Annotated in this window: 16 protein-coding genes; 9 read left to right on the top strand and 7 right to left on the bottom strand. The window is 72.2% G+C overall.

The features are described from left to right. Positions 1 to 117: 117 nt before the first annotated feature. The 5 genes from ACFU95_RS27570 to ACFU95_RS27550 all read left to right on the top strand — a co-directional run bounded on the left by ACFU95_RS27570 (position 118) and on the right by ACFU95_RS27550 (position 6,738). Positions 118 to 2,151: a hypothetical protein gene (locus ACFU95_RS27570; RefSeq protein ID WP_383832431.1), complete on the top strand. Its 2,034-nt coding sequence runs from the start codon at positions 118 to 120 to the stop codon at positions 2,149 to 2,151. Between the two features lie 108 nt (positions 2,152 to 2,259). Next, the gene (gene pelF, locus ACFU95_RS27565; protein WP_383832429.1) at positions 2,260 to 3,780 is read left to right on the top strand and encodes a GT4 family glycosyltransferase PelF; all 1,521 of its coding nucleotides are present in this window, start codon (positions 2,260 to 2,262) and stop codon (positions 3,778 to 3,780) included. Next, a complete protein-coding gene (locus ACFU95_RS27560; protein ID WP_383832427.1) occupies positions 3,777 to 5,285 on the top strand; it encodes a hypothetical protein in 1,509 nt (502 codons plus the stop codon). Before pelF ends, ACFU95_RS27560 begins: the two co-directional genes overlap by 4 nt. Beyond that, a complete protein-coding gene (locus tag ACFU95_RS27555; RefSeq protein ID WP_383832425.1) occupies positions 5,282 to 5,941 on the top strand; it encodes a spherulation-specific family 4 protein in 660 nt (219 codons plus the stop codon). Before ACFU95_RS27560 ends, ACFU95_RS27555 begins: the two co-directional genes overlap by 4 nt. Then, a complete protein-coding gene (locus ACFU95_RS27550; RefSeq protein ID WP_383832423.1) occupies positions 5,938 to 6,738 on the top strand; it encodes an endo alpha-1,4 polygalactosaminidase in 801 nt (266 codons plus the stop codon). Before ACFU95_RS27555 ends, ACFU95_RS27550 begins: the two co-directional genes overlap by 4 nt. Positions 6,739 to 6,775: 37 nt before the next feature. On the opposite strand, the gene ACFU95_RS27545 is transcribed toward ACFU95_RS27550, so the two are convergent. Continuing rightward, a complete protein-coding gene (locus ACFU95_RS27545) occupies positions 6,776 to 7,579 on the bottom strand; it encodes an adenosylcobinamide-GDP ribazoletransferase (protein WP_383832481.1) in 804 nt (267 codons plus the stop codon). A gap of 73 nt (positions 7,580 to 7,652) precedes the next feature. Between ACFU95_RS27545 and ACFU95_RS27540 the strand changes: the two genes are divergently transcribed. Further along, positions 7,653 to 8,417, top strand: a complete 765-nt coding sequence (locus ACFU95_RS27540; RefSeq protein WP_383832421.1) for a hypothetical protein — start codon at positions 7,653 to 7,655, stop codon at positions 8,415 to 8,417. On the opposite strand, the gene ACFU95_RS27535 is transcribed toward ACFU95_RS27540, so the two are convergent. After that, positions 8,357 to 9,064: a hypothetical protein gene (locus tag ACFU95_RS27535; protein WP_383832419.1), complete on the bottom strand. Its 708-nt coding sequence runs from the start codon at positions 9,062 to 9,064 to the stop codon at positions 8,357 to 8,359. The genes ACFU95_RS27540 and ACFU95_RS27535 overlap by 61 nt on opposite strands. A gap of 118 nt (positions 9,065 to 9,182) precedes the next feature. Continuing rightward, positions 9,183 to 10,361, bottom strand: a complete 1,179-nt coding sequence (cobT, locus tag ACFU95_RS27530; RefSeq protein WP_383832417.1) for a nicotinate-nucleotide--dimethylbenzimidazole phosphoribosyltransferase — start codon at positions 10,359 to 10,361, stop codon at positions 9,183 to 9,185. A gap of 227 nt (positions 10,362 to 10,588) precedes the next feature. Here cobT and ACFU95_RS27525 point away from each other — a divergent pair, with 227 nt between their 5' ends. Then, positions 10,589 to 11,395, top strand: a complete 807-nt coding sequence (locus ACFU95_RS27525; RefSeq protein WP_383832415.1) for a class I SAM-dependent methyltransferase — start codon at positions 10,589 to 10,591, stop codon at positions 11,393 to 11,395. Positions 11,396 to 11,507: 112 nt separating this feature from the next. Here ACFU95_RS27525 and ACFU95_RS27520 read toward each other — a convergent pair whose 3' ends face one another. Further along, complete coding sequence (locus tag ACFU95_RS27520; protein WP_383832413.1) at positions 11,508 to 12,710, bottom strand: bifunctional adenosylcobinamide kinase/adenosylcobinamide-phosphate guanylyltransferase; 1,203 nt, start codon at positions 12,708 to 12,710, stop codon at positions 11,508 to 11,510. A gap of 178 nt (positions 12,711 to 12,888) precedes the next feature. Here ACFU95_RS27520 and ACFU95_RS27515 point away from each other — a divergent pair, with 178 nt between their 5' ends. Next, positions 12,889 to 13,098: a hypothetical protein gene (locus ACFU95_RS27515; protein ID WP_383832411.1), complete on the top strand. Its 210-nt coding sequence runs from the start codon at positions 12,889 to 12,891 to the stop codon at positions 13,096 to 13,098. 51 nt (positions 13,099 to 13,149) lie between these two features. Here ACFU95_RS27515 and ACFU95_RS27510 read toward each other — a convergent pair whose 3' ends face one another. From ACFU95_RS27510 to ACFU95_RS27500, 3 genes are all read right to left on the bottom strand, one after another. Beyond that, a complete protein-coding gene (locus tag ACFU95_RS27510) occupies positions 13,150 to 14,229 on the bottom strand; it encodes a S1C family serine protease (RefSeq protein ID WP_383832409.1) in 1,080 nt (359 codons plus the stop codon). Positions 14,230 to 14,487: 258 nt separating this feature from the next. Next, positions 14,488 to 15,189, bottom strand: coding sequence for a class I SAM-dependent methyltransferase (locus ACFU95_RS27505; RefSeq protein ID WP_383832479.1), 702 nt, complete (start codon positions 15,187 to 15,189; stop codon positions 14,488 to 14,490). Between the two features lie 83 nt (positions 15,190 to 15,272). Beyond that, a complete protein-coding gene (locus ACFU95_RS27500; protein WP_383832407.1) occupies positions 15,273 to 15,902 on the bottom strand; it encodes a DUF3043 domain-containing protein in 630 nt (209 codons plus the stop codon). A gap of 318 nt (positions 15,903 to 16,220) precedes the next feature. Here ACFU95_RS27500 and ACFU95_RS27495 point away from each other — a divergent pair, with 318 nt between their 5' ends. Beyond that, positions 16,221 to 17,015, top strand: a complete 795-nt coding sequence (locus ACFU95_RS27495; RefSeq protein WP_383832405.1) for a PspA/IM30 family protein — start codon at positions 16,221 to 16,223, stop codon at positions 17,013 to 17,015. Positions 17,016 to 17,034: the final 19 nt, after the last annotated feature.

The raw sequence follows: 17,034 nt of genomic DNA, 5'->3' as shown, positions 1-17,034 counted from the left end.
CACACTCGTCTGGTTCTGGTGAGCCGTCAGCTTGCTGCTTTGCATGATTTCCACGGATCCTCCGCCGATTCACCGCAAGCGGCCACAAGGGGATCTTCTGGGGGGAAGGGGCGATCAATGGCGCAGAGTGCGCACAGATGGAGAAACGCGGCCGCCGTCGTGGCGGCCACCGGTCTGCTGGCGCTGGGGCTGGGAGCGCCCGGCGCCGCGGCCGCCGCGCAGCCGCGCATCGATCTCAGGGTGCTGGTCGTGGACAACGGCGACAGCCCTGTTCGGGCCATCACCGCCCAGCTCAAGAGCACCGGCATCCCGTACACCACCGTCGACCTGAACGACGCGAGCCGCCCGACCATCACCGGCGCGTTCCTCAGTGACACGGTGAACGGCACGGCCCGCGCCAGGTACCAGGGCGTCGTCCTGCCCAACGAGGCGCCGTTCGGCGAGGGTTCGGCCGAGCAGACCGCGCTGGAGAGCTACGAGCGGACCTACGGCATCCCGCAGGTCGACGCCTACACCTGGGCCCACCCGGGCGTCGGCCTCGACTACACCAGTGAGGGCGGCTGGGCCGGGTCCCTCGACGGGCGCGAGGCGGCCGTCACGACCGAGGGCAGGGCGGGGTACTTCGGCTATCTCGACGGCGCCTTCACGTTCGAGGACAACGACGCGGCCGTACTGGAGAGCTACGGCTTCGTCGCACGGCCCCGGACCGGCTTCACCAGCTACGTCGACGTTCCCGTGCCCGCGGGCTCCGGGCGCGGCAGCCTGATCGGCGAGTACAGCCACGACGGGCGCCGCGAGCTGGTGGTGACCTTCGCGTACAACGAGTACCAGCAGCAGTTCCGGGTCCTCGCCCGGGGCATCGTCGAATGGCTGACCCAGGGCGTGCACCTCGGCCAGGCACGCAACTACTTCGCGGTGCACGTCGACGACGTCTTCGCGCCCGACGCCCGCTGGGACACCGAACGCAACTGCACACCCGGTGACATCGACTGCGTGGGCGGCGGTGGCGAGGAGGCCCCGCCGATCCGGATGACCGCCGAGGACGCGGTCCACGCCGCGCAGTGGCAGCGGCAGCGCGGCTTCAAGCTCGACATGGTCTACAACGCCGGCTCCGGCGAGGAGTGGAAGAGCGAGAACGGCGGCACCGACGCGCTCACCGACCGGCTGCTCGCCGACAGGGCGCAGTACCGCTGGATCAACCACACCTACACGCACCCGTTCCTCGGCTGTGTGCAGGACACCTCGACCGTGCCGTGGAGCTGCGCCAAGAACGCGGGCGGCTCGACCCGGTACGTGAGCCGCGCGGACATCTCGGCGCAGATCCGCGACAACTACAACTGGGGTGTCGGCAAGGGTCTCCCGCTCGACCGCACGGAACTCGTGACCGGCGAGCACTCGGGTCTGAGGACCCTGCCGCAGCAGCCCGACGACAACCCCAACCTGGCCGGCGCCCTCGCCGACAACGGCGTCAAGTGGATCGCCTCGGACAACTCCCGTGATCCCGGCCAGCGTTCGGTCGGCGCGGCCCGGACCGTGCCCCGGCACCCGATGAACGTCTACTACAACGTGGGCACCGAGGAGGAGATGGTCGACGAGTACAACTGGATCTACACCTCCACGGCCGACGGCGGCAGCGGCATCTGCGAGAACAACCCCGCCTCCACCTGCATGGACGGCCCGCTGGACCCGGCCACCGGGTACGCCGGGTACATCGTCCCGCTGGAGGCCCGCACCGCCCTCGGACACGCGATCAGCAACGACCCGCGCCCGCACTACGCCCACCAGTCCAACCTGGCCGAGGACCGGACGCTGTACCCGGTCATGGACAAGGTGCTCACCGACTACCAGTCGCTCTTCGCCGACAACACCCCGGTGGAGAACCTCGCGCAGAGCGCCATCGGCACCGAACTCCAGCGCCGCGCCGCCTGGCGGACCGCTCTCACCAACGGCTCCGTCACGGCGTACCGGATCGGCAACGCCGTCACCGTCACCGCCCCGTCGGGGACCCAGATCCCGGTGACCGCGCCGGAGGGGACCACCAAGCAACTGCTGCTCAGCACGACCGCGTTCGGGACGCCGTATGCGGGGGAGCGCTCGGCCTGGACCACGCCGGGGCTGCTGCAGACCGCTCTCAAGCTGAAGCTGCCCTAGCGCGGCTCAGCCGGACCTGAGGCGCACCCCGGCACATCTCACGACCGACCCGCCGGGGTGCGCTTCGGAGCCGAGCACCAACTTGTTCCACAGGGGGGAACTCGCGTGATGCGTACTGGCCGTCATGTCACCATGCTCACCGAAGGCACCTATCCGCACGTCCACGGCGGCGTCAGCACCTGGTGCGACCAGCTCGTCAAGGGCATGCCGGAGGTCGACTTCCACATCGTGTCGCTCACCGGCACGGGCCGCGAACCCGTCAGCTGGGAGCTGCCGCCCAACGTCTGCCGGCACACCTCCGTACCGACCTGGGGCCCGCGTCCGGGGCGCGAGCGAGCGCCGTACGGCAGGGCCCGGCGCCGTTTCACCGACTCCTACGAGCGGTTCCTGCTCTCCTTCCTCGACCCCGAGGCGCACTGCGACTTCGGTGAGGCCCTGGACGAGCTGGCCGGACTCGCCCGCGACGGACACCTGTCGGCGGCCCTGCGCACCGAGTCGGCGCTGCGGTCGCTGATGTGGATATGGACGATGCCGCATCTGCCGACCGCGGCCGCCCGCCCGACCGTCCATGACGCCCTGACCGCGACCGACCTGCTGGAACACGCCCTGCGCCCGCTCGGGATCCGTATCCCCGAGGACTCCGTGGCCCACGCGGTGAGCAGCGGCCTCGCCACCCTCCCCGCCCTCGCCGCCCGCAGGCTGGACGGCGTGCCCTTCCTCCTCACCGAGCACGGCATCTATCTGCGCGAGCGCTACCTCGGATACCGCAGCGACGCCCAGCGCTGGCCCGTGAAGGCGTTCATGCTCGGCTTCTACCGTGAACTGAATTCACACGGCTACCGCACGGCCGACCTGATCACGCCCTGCAACCAGTACAACCGCCGCTGGGAGGAACGCGGCGGCGCCGACGCCGAAAAGATCCGCACGGTCTACAACGGTGTCGACCCGCACGCCTTCCCGCACGCCGGTCCCGAGCCCGAGGTCCCCACCCTCACCTGGTGCGGCCGCGTCGACCCCATCAAGGACCTGGAGACCCTGCTGCGGGCCTACGCCATGGTCCGCGCCGAACTCCCTCAGACCCGCCTGCGGATGTTCGGCCCCGTCCCGCCCGGCGGCGAGGCCTACCGCACCAAGCTGGAGAAACTCGCCGCCGAGCTCGGCGTCACGGACGGCCTGACCTTCGAGGGCCGCATCAGCGAGGTCTGGCGCGCCTACGCCGCCGGCCACGTCGTCATGCTGTCGTCGATCTCCGAGGGCTTCCCCTTCTCCATCATCGAGGCCATGTCCTGCGGCCGTACGACCGTCTCGACGGACGTCGGGGGAGTGCGCGAGGCCGTCGGCGACACCGGCCTGGTGGTCCCGCCGCGCGAACCGGAGAAGATGGCGGCGGCCGCGCTGACCCTGCTCCGCGACGACGAACGGCGCCTGGAACTGGGCGAGTTGTCCCGCCAGCGCGTCATCGACCGCTTCACGCTCCGCCGTTCCGTGGACAACTTCCGGACGATCTACCAGGAGCTCGCGGGCAGCACCGAGGTCTACGAGCCCACGCTGGAGACGGTCGCCGACTGGACCCTCGAACTGCGCGACCCCTGGTACGAGAAGGTCGCGACGGACGGAACCGGCTGGTGAGCGGCAGCATCTGGATGCCGCCCGGCTCCCGCCCCGACACCCTGCCCGCCATCCCGCGCCAGCGCACCACACCCAGCTGGGCGCGGCCCGACCCCCTCGACGAACTCGCCGAACGCCTCGACGACTTCATAGCCGCCGCCGTCCACCCGGACGAGATCGCCGCGCTGCTGGAGTCCGACGGCCTGTCCGACGACCAGATACGCGAGCGCTACGGCGTCAAGAACTCCTTCGCCCTGGCCGAGGAGCTCTACGAGCGGGTCGAGCGCCGCTACCCGGAGCCCGACGAGCCGGTCCACGACCCGTGGCAGGTGGGTCTGCTGGGCTGTCTGCTGCGCGGCGTGGTCTTCGCGCTCCCGGGCTTCGGCTACGTCCTCGGCGCCCCCTTCCTCGCAGGCCCGCAGGACTTCGGCCTCCCGGCGGGCACGGTCCCGCTGTTGGCCGGCGCTCTGGTCGGCTGGACCTGGAACCAGGGGCTCGCGCATCGGGCCTACTCCTGGCTGGGACTGGGCGACCGGGCGGCCGCCCGCCGCACCCTCCTGTGGGGCGCGTCGGCGGGGGCGTTGCTGGGCGCCCTGGTGGCCCTGGCCGTGGCGTGGCCCGCCCACCCGGCCGCCGTGGCTTTCGCGGCCGGCCAGTCGGTCTACCTCGGTGCGGCGACGGTACTGCTGGTGCTGGGCCGCGAACGAGCTTTGCTGGCGGCGCTGTTGCCGATGGCGGCGGGTGCGGTGATGGGGCTGGTCCACCCGATGCCGAACGCCGCGCGTGTCACCCTGCTCCTGGGTTCGCTGGCCGTGGTGGCACTTCTGGGCCTGCGCGAGGGGGCACCCTCCAAGAGGCGCGAGGCTGTATCTGATGTGCGGCTACCGCCGCGTGGGCGCGACAAGCCACGACGAAGCCGCAGCCGCCGAACGACAAGGGGCCCCCGTCTCTCCGCGTCCTACCCCTACGCCCTCTTCGGCCTGGCCACCGGCGCCCTGGTCCTCTACGCGGCCCTGGGAGACGTCCTCACCGGTGCGGAGCACAGTGCGATGGCGGCCCCCTCCGCCGTCGCCCTCACCCTCAGCATGGGCCCCGCCGAATGGCTCCTGTACCGCTTCCGCAGCGGCGGCCTCGCGGGCCTGCGCGCCAGCAGCACACCGAGGGCGTTCCGCCGGACGACGGTCCGCACGGTCGTCGCATGTCTCGCCGCCTACCTGGTCACCCTGCTCGCGCTCAGCCTCGCCACCTCGGCCCTGTGGCCGCACGCCCCCGGCATCACGGGCGTCCGCCTCGCCGGTCTGCTCCTGCTGGGCGTCGTGCTGTGGACGGGCCTGCTGCTCCAGTCCTTCGGCGCGGTGCTCGGCGCGACGACGATCTGCTGTCTGGCTGCCCTCGCCGAGACGCTGGCCCTGCTGACGCACACGGGCAGCCCGCACTGGACCGGCCTGATCGCGCACGCCTCGGCGGCGGTGGCCCAAGCCGCGCTGGTCTGCGCCTTGTTGGGGAGGGCGACCGCGCACCGATGAACGATCTGCTGGTCCCGTACTACGAGCACCCGTCCGTCCGCCCCGCCGAATGGGACGCGATCATCGCGGCAGCGCCCCGCCTCTACGGGGTCGTCCTCAACCCGGCCAGCGGCCCCGGGGAGACGCCCGACCCGGCGTTCGCCGAGGTCGCGGCCCGGTTGCTGGCGGCGGACGTCCGGGTGCTCGGCTACGCCGACACCGACTACGGCCGCAGACCCCACGCCGACGTCGTACGCGACCTCGCCAGGCACCACGACTGGTACGGCGCGAACGGCGTCTTCCTCGACCAAGTCGCCGCGGGGCGCGAGGAGTTCGCGTACTACCAGGGGCTCGCCAGGGCGGCCTGGGGCGCCGGCCGCGGCACGCTCGCGCTGAACCACGGCACGGCACCGCACCCGTCGTACGCCAGGATCGCGGACCTCCTCGTCACCTTCGAGGGCACCTGGGCGTCGTACACCCGGCTCGGCCCGCAGCAGTGGCGGGGCGGCGGGGGAGTGCGCCTGTGCCATCTCGTGTACGGGGTCCCGGCGGACGTCGAGCAGGGGGAACCGGGGGATCTGGCCCGTGCCCGCGGAGCCTCCGTGTACTGCGCCGTGCCGGGGATGGGCGATCATCCTTGGGGTACGTTGCCGCACGCTCTGGAGTCCGCTCGGTGAGACGCCTCATTCCGCTGGTCGTTCTGCTTCTCCTCGTCACGGGCTGTACGTCGGCCCCCGACGGCGACGAGAACCCCGAGGGCGGCGGCCCGAGCGGCTCGCGCTGGCAGCCGCGGCCCGGCGTGGCCTGGCAGTGGCAGCTCCGCGGCCGCGTCGACACCACCGTCGACGTCCCGGTCTACGACATCGACGGCTTCGACCAGTCCGAGAAGACCGTCGCCGCACTGCACGACGAGGGCCGCAAGGTCATCTGCTACCTCTCCACGGGAGCCTGGGAGGACTGGCGCCCCGACGCCGAAGAGTTCCCCAGGTCGGTGCTCGGCAAGGGCAACGGCTGGGAGGGCGAGCGCTGGCTCGACATCCGCCGCACGGACGTGCTGGAGCCCCTGATGGCGGCCCGTGTCGACATGTGCCGCGACAAGGGCTTCGACGCGGTGGAGCCGGACAACATGGACGGCTACCGCAACAGCACCGGCTTCCCGCTGAAGGCCGCCGACCAGCTCCGCTACAACCGTCTGATCGCGAAGCTGGCCCACGACCGGGGCATGGCGGTGGGCCTGAAGAACGACCTGGACCAGATCCCCGAGCTGGTCGGTGACTTCGACTTCGCGGTCAACGAACAGTGCGCCCAGTACGGGGAGTGCGCGGCCCTGAGCCCCTTCGTGAAGGCGGGCAAGGCGGTGTTCCACGTCGAGTACGAGGTCCCGACGCGCAGCTTCTGCGCTCAGTCGCGTCGCCTGAAGCTGAGTTCGATGCTGAAGAAGTACGAGCTGGGGGTGTGGCGCCGGGCCTGCTGAGGGGCGGTCCGGGGGCCCGGCCCCGCGCCGGTCCGGGTCAGCCCAGGGTCAGCACGACGAGCGCGGTGGTCGCCGCCGTCTCCGCGAGCCCGCCGAAGACGTCACCCGTGACGCCCCCGAAGCGGCGGACGCAGTGCCGCAGGAGCAGCTCGGCGGCGGCGAGCGCGGCGAGGACCGCGAGGGCGGCGCGGGCGATGTCGTACGGCACTCCGAATGCCGTGTCGTACGTCCCGAGCAGCGCTCCCGCCGCGGCGGCGACGCCGGTCACGGCCAGGGCGACGGCCACCGCACCTCGTACCGGAACCACGCCGGCCACCGCGGCCCCGAGCCCCTCCGGCCGGGCGGCGGGTACGCCGGTCCGCGCGGCGAGGGTGAGGGCGAGCCGGGCGGCGACGGCCGACACGACGGTGGCGAGGGCGCCCCGGGCCCATGAGCCGTCGTACAGCTGGGAGAGCGCGGCCACCTGCGCGACCAGCACGAACACGAGCGTGATGACCCCGAACGGCCCGATGTCCGACTGCTTCATGATCCGCAGCGCGTCCTCGGCGGGCCTGCCGCTGCCGAGCCCGTCGGCGGTGTCCGCGAGGCCGTCGAGATGCAGCCCACGGGTCAGTACGGCGGGGACGGCGGCGCCGGCGACGGCGGCGAGGAGGGGAGCGGCGCCGAGGAACAGCAGCACCAGCGCGACGAAGGCGGCACCGCAGCCCAGGACCACCCCGACCAGCGGGGCGCACAGCATCCCGCCGCGCGCCGCCTCGCGGTCCCAGCGGCTCACCTTGACGGGGAGCACGCTCAGGGTGGCGAAGGAGAAGCGGAGGCCGTGCAGGGGCGGCGGGGTCATGGACACGTCGGCAGAGTAGCCCGGACGTCGTCTCCGCCAGGCGGCCCACCCCCTTCACCGACACACTGAAACCATGGGTGACTGGTGGCAGCGCAACATCATCGAACCGGGGAAGCTCCCGCTGCTCCTGGCCCTGACCGCCTTCGTGGTCACCTTCCTGGTCACCCGGATCATCACCCGCCTCATCCGCGCGGGCAAAGGGCCCTTCCGCAACATCGAGACCGGTGCCGTCCACATCCACCATGTCGTCCCCGGTGTCGTCCTCACCGTCATCGGCGGGTTCTGCGCGGTGGCCGGCGGGCAGCGCGGCTTCGGCTCGGCCGCCGCCGCGGTGGTCTTCGGGGTCGGCGCGGGACTGGTGATGGACGAGTTCGCCCTGATCCTGCATCTGGACGACGTCTACTGGACCGAGGCGGGCCGCAAGAGCGTCGAGGTGGTCGTGCTCACCGCGGCGGTGGTCGGTCTGTTCCTCCTCGGCTACGCGCCCTTCGGGGTCAACGACCTCAACGACGACGAGCTGCAGAACCGCGGGACGGTACTCAGCACGATCGCCGGGAACTTCCTGGTCGCCCTGATCGCCCTCGCCAAGGGCAAGGCCCGCATCGCGATCTTCGGGGTGGTCATCCCCTTCATCGCGTTGTTCGGCGCCGTCCGCCTGGCCCGTCCCGTGTCCCCCTGGGCGAGACGCTTCTACCGCCGTCGCCCGCGCGCCCGCGCCAAGGCCCTGCTGCGCGCCTACCACCACGACAAGCGGTGGGCGGGGCCCAGCCGCAAGCTTCAGGACTGGATCGGCGGCGCGCCCGACGTCGACCCGGCCCGCGCCCTGGAGCGCCGCTGACGCACCGCCGCCACCGCGCACAGCACCAGCACCGCCACGACGGCCGCCAGGTGCTCCTTCCCGGCGAGGTTCTCCTTCAGCACGACCTCGACGACCATCGCCGCGATCACCACACCGGCCGTGACGTACGCGCCGTAGCGCCACCCGAGGAAGACCGCCAGCCCCACCACGGCCGCCGACGGTCCCGTGTCCACGACCCGCGCGTCCGAGGCGGGCAGCCCGATCGGGTTGTCCGGGCCGAGCGCGATGCCCACGCGCGCGTACACGGTTCCGGCGAGGGTGGCGACGTAGGCGACGACGAGCGTCCGCCACCAGCCCAGACAGAGTTCGGCGAGCCCGAACACGAGCAGGATCTGTGCGAGCGCCCCCCACACGGGGAGGTCGAGGGCGGGCACGAACAGGGACAGCGGCGTGCGCAGGAGCGCCAGCCACAGCGGATCCTCGGCCTTCACGGCCCCGAGGTCCTGGACGACCCCGTAGCCCCAGGGCCGGTTCTGCACGACCTGTACGAGCCCCGTCAGAAGGACGGCCCCCACGGTCATCGGCACGGCCGCCCACCACCGCCGTCCGGCCGACGCCCCCCGCACGGCGAGGTACAGCGCTCCCCACTCGGCGCGGGCCCAGCGGCCGAGGGTGTCAGCTCTCACGAATGGGGATCATATGCCCATGTTTGGTGTGAATCACCCTTTGCTGGGGTCGCTGTCCGGCGCCGACGGCCTCTCGGCCGGCTGACCTGTCGGCCGTCGGCGACCTTGCCCGCGGCCGTTACGCGGTCTCCGGCGATTCCTTCTCCGGCCCCGACCCCGGCGCCGCCTCCGCGGACGTCTCAGAGTCCTGCGTACCCTCCGAGACCTCCGAGACCTCCGTGCCCTCCGAGTCCTCCGTGTCCTCGGGCTTCTCCGGCCTCTCGGGCAGCTCCGCGGCCAGTGCGGCGGCGGCCTGGACCATCGGCAGGGCCAGCAGGCCGCCGGCGCCCTCCCCGACCTTCACGCCCGGGTCGAGCAGGGGCTCCAGTGCCATGCGGTCCAGCGCCTTCGCCTGCCCGGGCTCCCCGCTGCTGTGCGCGGCCAGCCACCAGTCCGGCGCCCGGAAGGCGATCCGCTGGCCCACCAGCGCACAGGCGGCCACGACCACCCCGTCCAGCACGACCGGCATCTTCCGCACCGCGCTCTGTAGCAGGAACCCGGTGATCGCGGCGAGGTCCGCCCCGCCCACCGTCGCGAGCAGCTGGAGCTGATCCCCGAGCACGGGCCGCGCCCGGCGCAGCGCGTCCCGGATCGCCGCGCACTTGCGCATCCACGCCAGGTCGTCGACGGCGAGTCCGCCCCGCCCGGTGACGACCGACGCGTCGGTCCCGCACAGTGCGGCGACCAGCACTCCCGCCGCCGTGGTCCCGCCGACGCTCACATCGCCGAGCACCACCAGATCGGTACCGGAGTCGGCCTCTTCGTCGGCCACCGCGACCCCGGCCCGGAATGCCGCCTCCGCCTCCTCGGGTGTCAACGCGTCCTCGACGTCGATACGGCCGCTGCCGCGCCGCACCCGATGCCGTACGACGGCCGCCGGCAGCGACTCCGGGTCGCAGTCCAGCGCCATGTCGACCACCCGCACGGGAACCCCGAGCCGCCGCGCGAGCACGGACACGGGCCGGCCGCCGTCCAGGATCTCCCGCACCAACTCGGCGGCGCTGCCCGCCTCCCGCGCCGACACTCCCAGCTCGGCGACGCCGTGGTCACCGGCGAACAGGACGACCCGCGGCTGTTCGATCGGCCGCACCGGCACGGCGGACTGCGCGGCCGCCAGCCACTCACCCAGGTCGTCGAGGCGGCCCAGGGCCCCGGGCGGCACGATCTGACGCTCACGGCGCGCCTCTGCGTCACGGCGTACCCCTCCGTCGGGGCGCTCGATCAGATCAGTGAAGTCGTCGAGATTAAGCGAGCTCATTCGCCGAACAGTACCGGCACCGGTCGAACAGAACGGCGCCACATGGCCACCAGGGGCCCCGCCACATCACCGCCACATCCGCGCGACGTCGTTGCACCCAAGATCGCCATCCCATACGTTCCGTTTTGCAGTGGATTGTCGGGGCATTGTCCGGGCATGCTCGCACCACCCGCCGTACCCCCCGGTCGTACGCCCCCGCCGTACGCCCTCGCGCCCGGGAGCCGCTCATGACCGCGACCGCACCCTCCGAACGAAGCCGCGCCGACTGCGCGTTCACCCTCGCCAGATGCCGGAACCAGCGCTTCGTCCCCCGGCACCTACGGCTCAGCCGGCTGCCGTACAGCCGGCTGAGAGCCGCGGCCTGCGCGCTGCTCCCGTTCCCCGAGCCGGAGAGCTGGCTGGACGTGGGCACGGGCTTCGCCCGCTTCCCCGAGGCGGCGAAGGAACTCTTCCCGTACACGGCGTTCGACGGCCTGGACCTGACCCACCGCGTTCTGGACGCCCGCGTGGCCGAGCGGGTGGAGGAAGCCCACGTCGGTCACCTCACCGACCCCCGCATCACGGCCCGCCTGCGCGCCCGCTACGACGTGGTCAGCATGTTCCGCCATCTGGAACACGCCCCGAACCCCTGCGCGGAACTGCGCGCCGCCCTCGCGGTGCTGCGACCGGGCGGCCACCTCCTCATCGAACTCCCCAACCCGCGCTGCGTGTTCGCCGTGCTGCTCCGCAGGCTGTGGATCCCGCACAGCCGCCCGGGACATCTGCACCTGATGCCCGTGCACACCCTCTGCGCGGAACTGGAGCGCCAAGGCTGCACGGTCGTCTCGACGGACCACCGCGCCCCGCACATCCCGTACGACATCGCGGCCACCACCTCACTGGCGCTGACCCGCCTGCTCCCCCCGCTGCTGTCCCGGGCGTGCGCGCCCCTGGTGGCCGTGGCCTGGGCCGTGGACCACCTCCTGGCCCCCGCACTGAGCCGAACCCGCTTCTCGAACGCCTACCGGGTCATCGCACGCAAGGAGCCGACCTGAAGCCCTGAACGCCAGTGACCGCAGCGCCCCCAGGGGCGCGGGGAACTGCGCGACCAGCCACGACGACGGCCGCAGACGCACGACAACCAGAGCGGCGATCTCAGCGGCACGCTCAGCCGCGCAGCACCAGCGCCTGCCCCGCCACCACCAGCACCACCTGCTCGCACTCCCCGGCGAACGCGGCGTTCAGCCGCCCGAGTTCATCCCGGTACCGCCGCCCCGACGCCGTCGCCGGCACGATCCCCGACCCCACCTCGTTGGACACGGCGACCACGGTCCGCCGCGTGGCCCGCACCGCCTCCGTCAACTCCCGCACCCGCTCCCGCAGCGCCTTCTCCCCGCCGTTCGCCCACACCGCGTCGTCCCACGCCCCGACGGAGTCCATCGCATCCGTCAGCCACAGCGACAGACAGTCGATGAGCAGCGGTGCCCCCTGCTCGGCCAGCAGCGGCACCAGGTCGCACGTCTCGGTCGTACGCCACGACCCCGGCCGCCGCTCCCGGTGCAGGGCGACCCGCACCGCCCACTCGTCGTCCCCGCCCCGGGTGCCGCCGGTCGCCACGTACAGCACGTCCGGAAACGCCTCCAGCCGCCGCTCCGCCTCCACCGACTTCCCGGACCGGGCCCCGCCCAGCACCAGCGTCCGGCGCGGCACGTCCGGCACGTCCTCGTACGCCCCCACCGTCAGCGTCGTCCCGTCCGGCACCGCCCGCGCCCCCGCCGCGGCCAGCCGCCGCAGCAGCTCGGCGCCCGGCGGAGCGTCATGATCCAGATGTACGGCGACGACGTCCGTGGTCGGCCCGAGCGCCCCCACCGCCCGCAGTCTGGCCAGAGCGTCCGGCCGCCCCACGACATCGGCGACCACCATGTCGTACATCCCGCCGAACCCGTTCTCCAGCCCGGCCGGCGCACCCCCCGGCGGCAGATACAGCAGCCGCTGCCCGTCCGGCCCGGTCACCGCGTACCCCGTGCCCGGCGAGTCCATCGCCACCGCCCGCACCCGATGTCCCGTCAGCAGCGCCAACTCCCGCCCGTCCGGCACCCGGCCGGGCTGCGGCACCCCGGCCGGCACCTCGACGGCGGGTCCGTTGTGCGGATGCGACAGCAACACCTGCCGTACGTTGCCCAGCGAACGCCCCGCCCGAGCCGCCGCGAACGCCGCCCCGGGCGTCAGATCCAGCAGCAGCGCCCCGTCCACGAGCAACGCGGTCGCCGCCCGCGCGTCACCCCCGAGCGCACTCGCACAGGCCGCGCACGGACAGTCGGGGCGGGGGAGTCCCGCGGGGGCACCGGTGCCGAGGAGAGTCAGTTCCACACATCCGATTTTCGCCGGTCCCCGAGGGACCTGCGCGCGGGGTACGCCCCGACAGGGCGCGGACGACCCGTACCGGCCCGCTTTTGACCAGTCACCCAGCCGAACGAATAGGCTCAGCGAGGGAGCCGGACCTTGATCCGGCTCGCAGTCTGCACGTGCTGACACCTTGGAGGCGTACATGGCGGCATGGACGTGGCGGTTCGAGAAGGCCGACGGGGCGGAGGTCCAGCCCGCGGTGCAGCCCGAGGAGTTCACTACCCAGGGCGACGCCGAGTCATGGATCGGGGAGCACTGGAAGGCACTTCAGGAGGGCGGCGCGGACCAGGTGCGGCTGTTCGAGGACGCCGGCGAGATCTACGGGCCGATGAGCCTGCACGCCGAAGCGTGAGCCGACGGGGCGAGGGCCGTCCGCCCTCGCCCCACGTCGCCGCCCACCACGTCACTGCTCACCCAGCGTCACCTCCACCTTCTTCTCCCTGCCGTCGCGGGTGAACGTCACCGTCGTCCGTTCCCCCGGCTTGTCGGCGGCCAGCGCCTCGGACAGGGATGTGAGGGTGGTGATGTCCTCATCACCCAGCCGGGTGATGACGTCCCCGGGCTCCAGACCGGCCTTGTCGGCCGCCCCGCCCGCCAGCACTTCGACGACGGCCACGCCCGCCGCCTGGTAGTCGTCGTTCACGACCGTACGGGCCGTGATGCCGAGCGCCGCCCGGCCCGAGTCGGTGACCCTGCCGTTCTCGATGATCTGGTCCGTGACCGACTTCACCGTCGACGCCGGGATCGCGAATCCGATGCCGGGTGCCGCGCTGTCCCCGAGGCCGGGGTCGGTGGCGGCGAGGGCCGGGATGCCGATGACCCTGCCGTCGAGGTTCACCAGGGCCCCGCCGCTGTTGCCGGGGTTGATGGCAGCCGACGTCTGCACCATGTCGGCGATCGTCGCGCCCGTACCGCCGTTGCCGCTGCCCTCGGTGACGGTCCGTCCGGTCGCCGAGACGATGCCCTGCGTCACGCTGGACGCCAGCCCGAGCGGCGAGCCCATGGCCAGCACGATCTGGCCGACCTCCACCTTCGAGGAGTCCCCGAGCGTCGCCGCCTTCAGCCCCTGCGGCACCCGCTCCAGCTTCACGACGGCGAGGTCCTGTTCCGGGTACGAGAAGACGAGCCGCGCGGTGAGCTGGTCCTCGCTGTTGGCGGTCGTCACCCGGAACGTCCGCTCGTCCCCGACGACATGCGCGTTGGTCACGATGTGCCCTTGTTCGTCGTAGACCACGCCCGATCCCAGGTCGTTCCTGGCCTGGATCTGCACGACCGAGGGCAGGACGTCCTTGATCACCCGCAGATAACCGTCCTCCAGATCGTCGACGGCCCCGACCGCCTCCGGAACGGCGGCCTGCCTGGTCGAGTCCCCCCGCCCCCGCGAGGACGAGGAACCGGAACACCCGGCCAGGAGCCCGAGGCAGGAGAGGAGGACGACGACCGAAGGGCCGGGCCGCGGTCCACGGGAACGGCGAGCATCCATGCCCCGAGTCTCACCGCGCCTCCGGCATCCGGCTTGCGCTACGCACCCGAACGAGCTGAGCCTGCCCACTCCACCACTCCACCCAGGAGCCGGCCTCGCCCCGGCGCGCTCCGGTTGGGCGTCGGTCCGGGGCCGTGTGCTTGGGCCGGGCTCGGGCTTGCGCACTCTGTGCGGGCTGTACGGGCGTCGGCCTCGGCCTGGGGTGCTCTCGGACGGGCGTCGGGCTCGGTATCGGCCCGGCCCGCGCGGACCACGGCCTCAGCCGCGTACCCCGCACAGATGCAGCAACGCCGCGACGCTCCGGTAGGGATCCGTCTTCCCGGCCCGTTCCTCGACCGCCAGCAACGCGCCCACGTCGGCCGGGAGCTCCGCCCCGTCGGCCGCCGTGTCGGTGAACACCCGTACCCCGTACCAGGCGTGCAGCGGTGCCGCGATCCCGGCGAGTGTCGCGGTCAGGTCCGACAGCCGGTCGGCCCGTACGTCGAGCCCCAGCCGATTCCGGTACGCGGTGGTGTCGAAGGCGGCCAGCGTCCCGGCCCAGTCCCCGGACAGTCCCGGCCGCATGGCCAGCGCGTCGCCGTTGCGCACGAGCAGCGACAGCAGTCCGCCCGGGGCGAGCATCCGGGCCAGCCCGGCCAGCAGCGGGTCGGGCTCCTCGATGTACATCAGCACGCCGTGGCACAGCACGACATCGAAGCTGCCCGGCAGGAAATGGACGCCGGTGTCGCGCCCGTCGCCCTGGACGATGCGCACCCGCTCCCGGATGCCCTCCGGTTCGCCGGCGAGCTCCTCGCGGGCCGTCGCGATCATCGTCGGGTCCTGCTCGACGCCGGTCACCTGATGCCCGGCCCTGGCCAGGCGCAGCGCCTGGGTGCCCTGGCCCATCCCCACGTCGAGCACGCGCAGCCGTTGCCCGACGGGAAACCGCCCGGCTATCTGCTCGTCGAGCTGCCGGCCCACCAGCTCCTGCCGTACGACATCACGCAACCCACCCAGCTTGCTGAGCCACGCATCTGCCGCACCCCCGGAAAACGCAGCTGCGCTCAGGGCCGCTCTCCGCGCTTGACCTGCGGCTTCGGCAGCCGGAGCCGGCGCATCTGGAGCGAGCGCATCAGCGCGTAGGCGACAGCGCCGCGCCGGTTGTCGTCCGGGAAGCGCTCGGCGAGCCGCTTCTTCAGACGGAAGCCGGTGACGAACGAGTCGAGCACGATCAGCACGATCACGACCAGCCACAGCAGCAGCGCGATGTTCTGAAGGGCACCCACGCGCACCATGCTCAGCACGAGGATGACCACGGCCATCGGGAGGAAGAACTCCGCGACGTTGAAGCGCGAGTCGATGAAGTCACGCGCGAACTTGCGGACCGGACCCTTGTCACGGGCCGGCAGATACCGCTCGTCGCCCCCGGCCAGCGCCTGGCGCTGCTTCTCCAGGGCGGCCCGGCGGTCCTCGCGCTGGCGCTTGGCGGCCTCCTTGCGCGTCGACGGCGTGTTGGCGACGCTACGGCGCTGGGTCTGGGCCTCACTGCGCTTGGGCGTGGGGCGGCCCTTGGGGGCCTCGGGGTGGCGGGTCTGAGTGGAGTCGGTCACCAGGGCCTTGTCGGCGGCCTGGGCCTTCTCTTCCTTCGCACGGCTACGGAACACAAAACCCAAGGGTACGGGGTGGCGGGGCATGGACGGCAGCCCGGCGGGGAACGATCCGGCAACACCAGTCGTCGTAGGGGGACAGAGGGGACGTTGCAGACGGTTCGTCCGGCGGCCATCGGGGAGGCACTCGGGCGGCACCGGGCGGACACTCATGAGCTCACCCATGAGTCCACCCGTGCGGCACCCGGGAGTCACCTACTCCCTACGCCGGAGCGGGAGCGTCAGCAGTCGTCCTTGGGGATGAGCGCATCCGTCCCCGAACAGTGCGTCAATGGATGCAGGGCCCGTACTGTGGGTTCTGTCGCAGAGCTGGAGCTGGACGTCAGAAGGGGGCGCGCGAAGCCCATGAGCGGTGTCATGAAGCGTATGGGGATGATCTTCCGCGCGAAGGCGAACAAGGCCCTTGACCGGGCCGAGGACCCGCGCGAGACCCTCGATTACTCGTACCAGAAGCAGCTGGAGCTGCTCCAGAAGGTCCGCCGGGGCGTCGCCGACGTGGCCACCTCGCGCAAGCGCCTGGAACTCCAGCTCAACCAACTCCAGCAGCAGTCGTCGAAGCTGGAGGACCAGGGCCGCAAGGCGCTCGCGCTCGGCCGCGAGGACCTGGCCCGCGAGGCGCTGTCGCGCCGCGCCGCGCTCCAGCAGCAGGTGACGGACCTGGAGACGCAGCACGCGACCCTCCAGGGCGAGGAGGAGAAGCTCACCCTCGCGGCCCAGCGCCTCCAGGCGAAGGTCGACGCCTTCCGCACCAAGAAGGAGACGATCAAGGCCACGTACACGGCCGCCCAGGCGCAGACCCGGATCGGCGAGGCGTTCTCCGGCATCTCGGAGGAGATGGGCGACGTCGGCCTGGCGATCCAGCGTGCCGAGGACAAGACGGCCCAGCTCCAGGCGAGGGCGGGAGCCATCGACGAACTGCTCGCCTCGGGTGCCCTGGACGACCAGTCCGGCATGCACAAGGACGACATCCAGGCCGAGCTGGACCGGCTCTCCGGTGGTACGGATGTAGAGCTGGAACTACAGCGCATGAAGGCGGAGCTGGCGGGAGGCTCGTCGTCGCAGCAGGCGATCGAGGGCGGCAACGGCCAGTCGCAGTCCCAGCAGCAGCCGCAGGACACCCCGCGCTTCGACAAGCAGTAGCCGACGGCCGGGGCCCACG

It is taken from the genome of Streptomyces sp. NPDC057623, from assembly GCF_042800355.1.
In the GTDB taxonomy this organism is placed as follows: domain Bacteria; phylum Actinomycetota; class Actinomycetes; order Streptomycetales; family Streptomycetaceae; genus Streptomyces.
The sequence above is the reverse complement of the archived record's forward strand: the minus strand, read 5'-3'. Positions and strand labels throughout refer to the sequence as shown.

What these genes read in the sequence shown, in the direction of transcription:
- ACFU95_RS27545 (WP_383832481.1), bottom strand. Translation starts at nt 7,579, where the DNA reads ATGACCCCGCCGCCCCTGCACGGCCTCCGCTTCTCCTTCGCCACCCTG.
- pelF (WP_383832429.1), top strand. Translation starts at nt 2,260, where the DNA reads ATGCGTACTGGCCGTCATGTCACCATGCTCACCGAAGGCACCTATCCG.
- ACFU95_RS27515 (WP_383832411.1), top strand. Translation starts at nt 12,889, where the DNA reads ATGGCGGCATGGACGTGGCGGTTCGAGAAGGCCGACGGGGCGGAGGTC.
- ACFU95_RS27555 (WP_383832425.1), top strand. Translation starts at nt 5,282, where the DNA reads ATGAACGATCTGCTGGTCCCGTACTACGAGCACCCGTCCGTCCGCCCC.
- ACFU95_RS27510 (WP_383832409.1), bottom strand. Translation starts at nt 14,229, where the DNA reads ATGGATGCTCGCCGTTCCCGTGGACCGCGGCCCGGCCCTTCGGTCGTC.
- ACFU95_RS27525 (WP_383832415.1), top strand. Translation starts at nt 10,589, where the DNA reads ATGACCGCGACCGCACCCTCCGAACGAAGCCGCGCCGACTGCGCGTTC.
- ACFU95_RS27570 (WP_383832431.1), top strand. Translation starts at nt 118, where the DNA reads ATGGCGCAGAGTGCGCACAGATGGAGAAACGCGGCCGCCGTCGTGGCG.
- ACFU95_RS27540 (WP_383832421.1), top strand. Translation starts at nt 7,653, where the DNA reads ATGGGTGACTGGTGGCAGCGCAACATCATCGAACCGGGGAAGCTCCCG.
- ACFU95_RS27495 (WP_383832405.1), top strand. Translation starts at nt 16,221, where the DNA reads ATGAGCGGTGTCATGAAGCGTATGGGGATGATCTTCCGCGCGAAGGCG.
- cobT (WP_383832417.1), bottom strand. Translation starts at nt 10,361, where the DNA reads ATGAGCTCGCTTAATCTCGACGACTTCACTGATCTGATCGAGCGCCCC.
- ACFU95_RS27500 (WP_383832407.1), bottom strand. Translation starts at nt 15,902, where the DNA reads ATGCCCCGCCACCCCGTACCCTTGGGTTTTGTGTTCCGTAGCCGTGCG.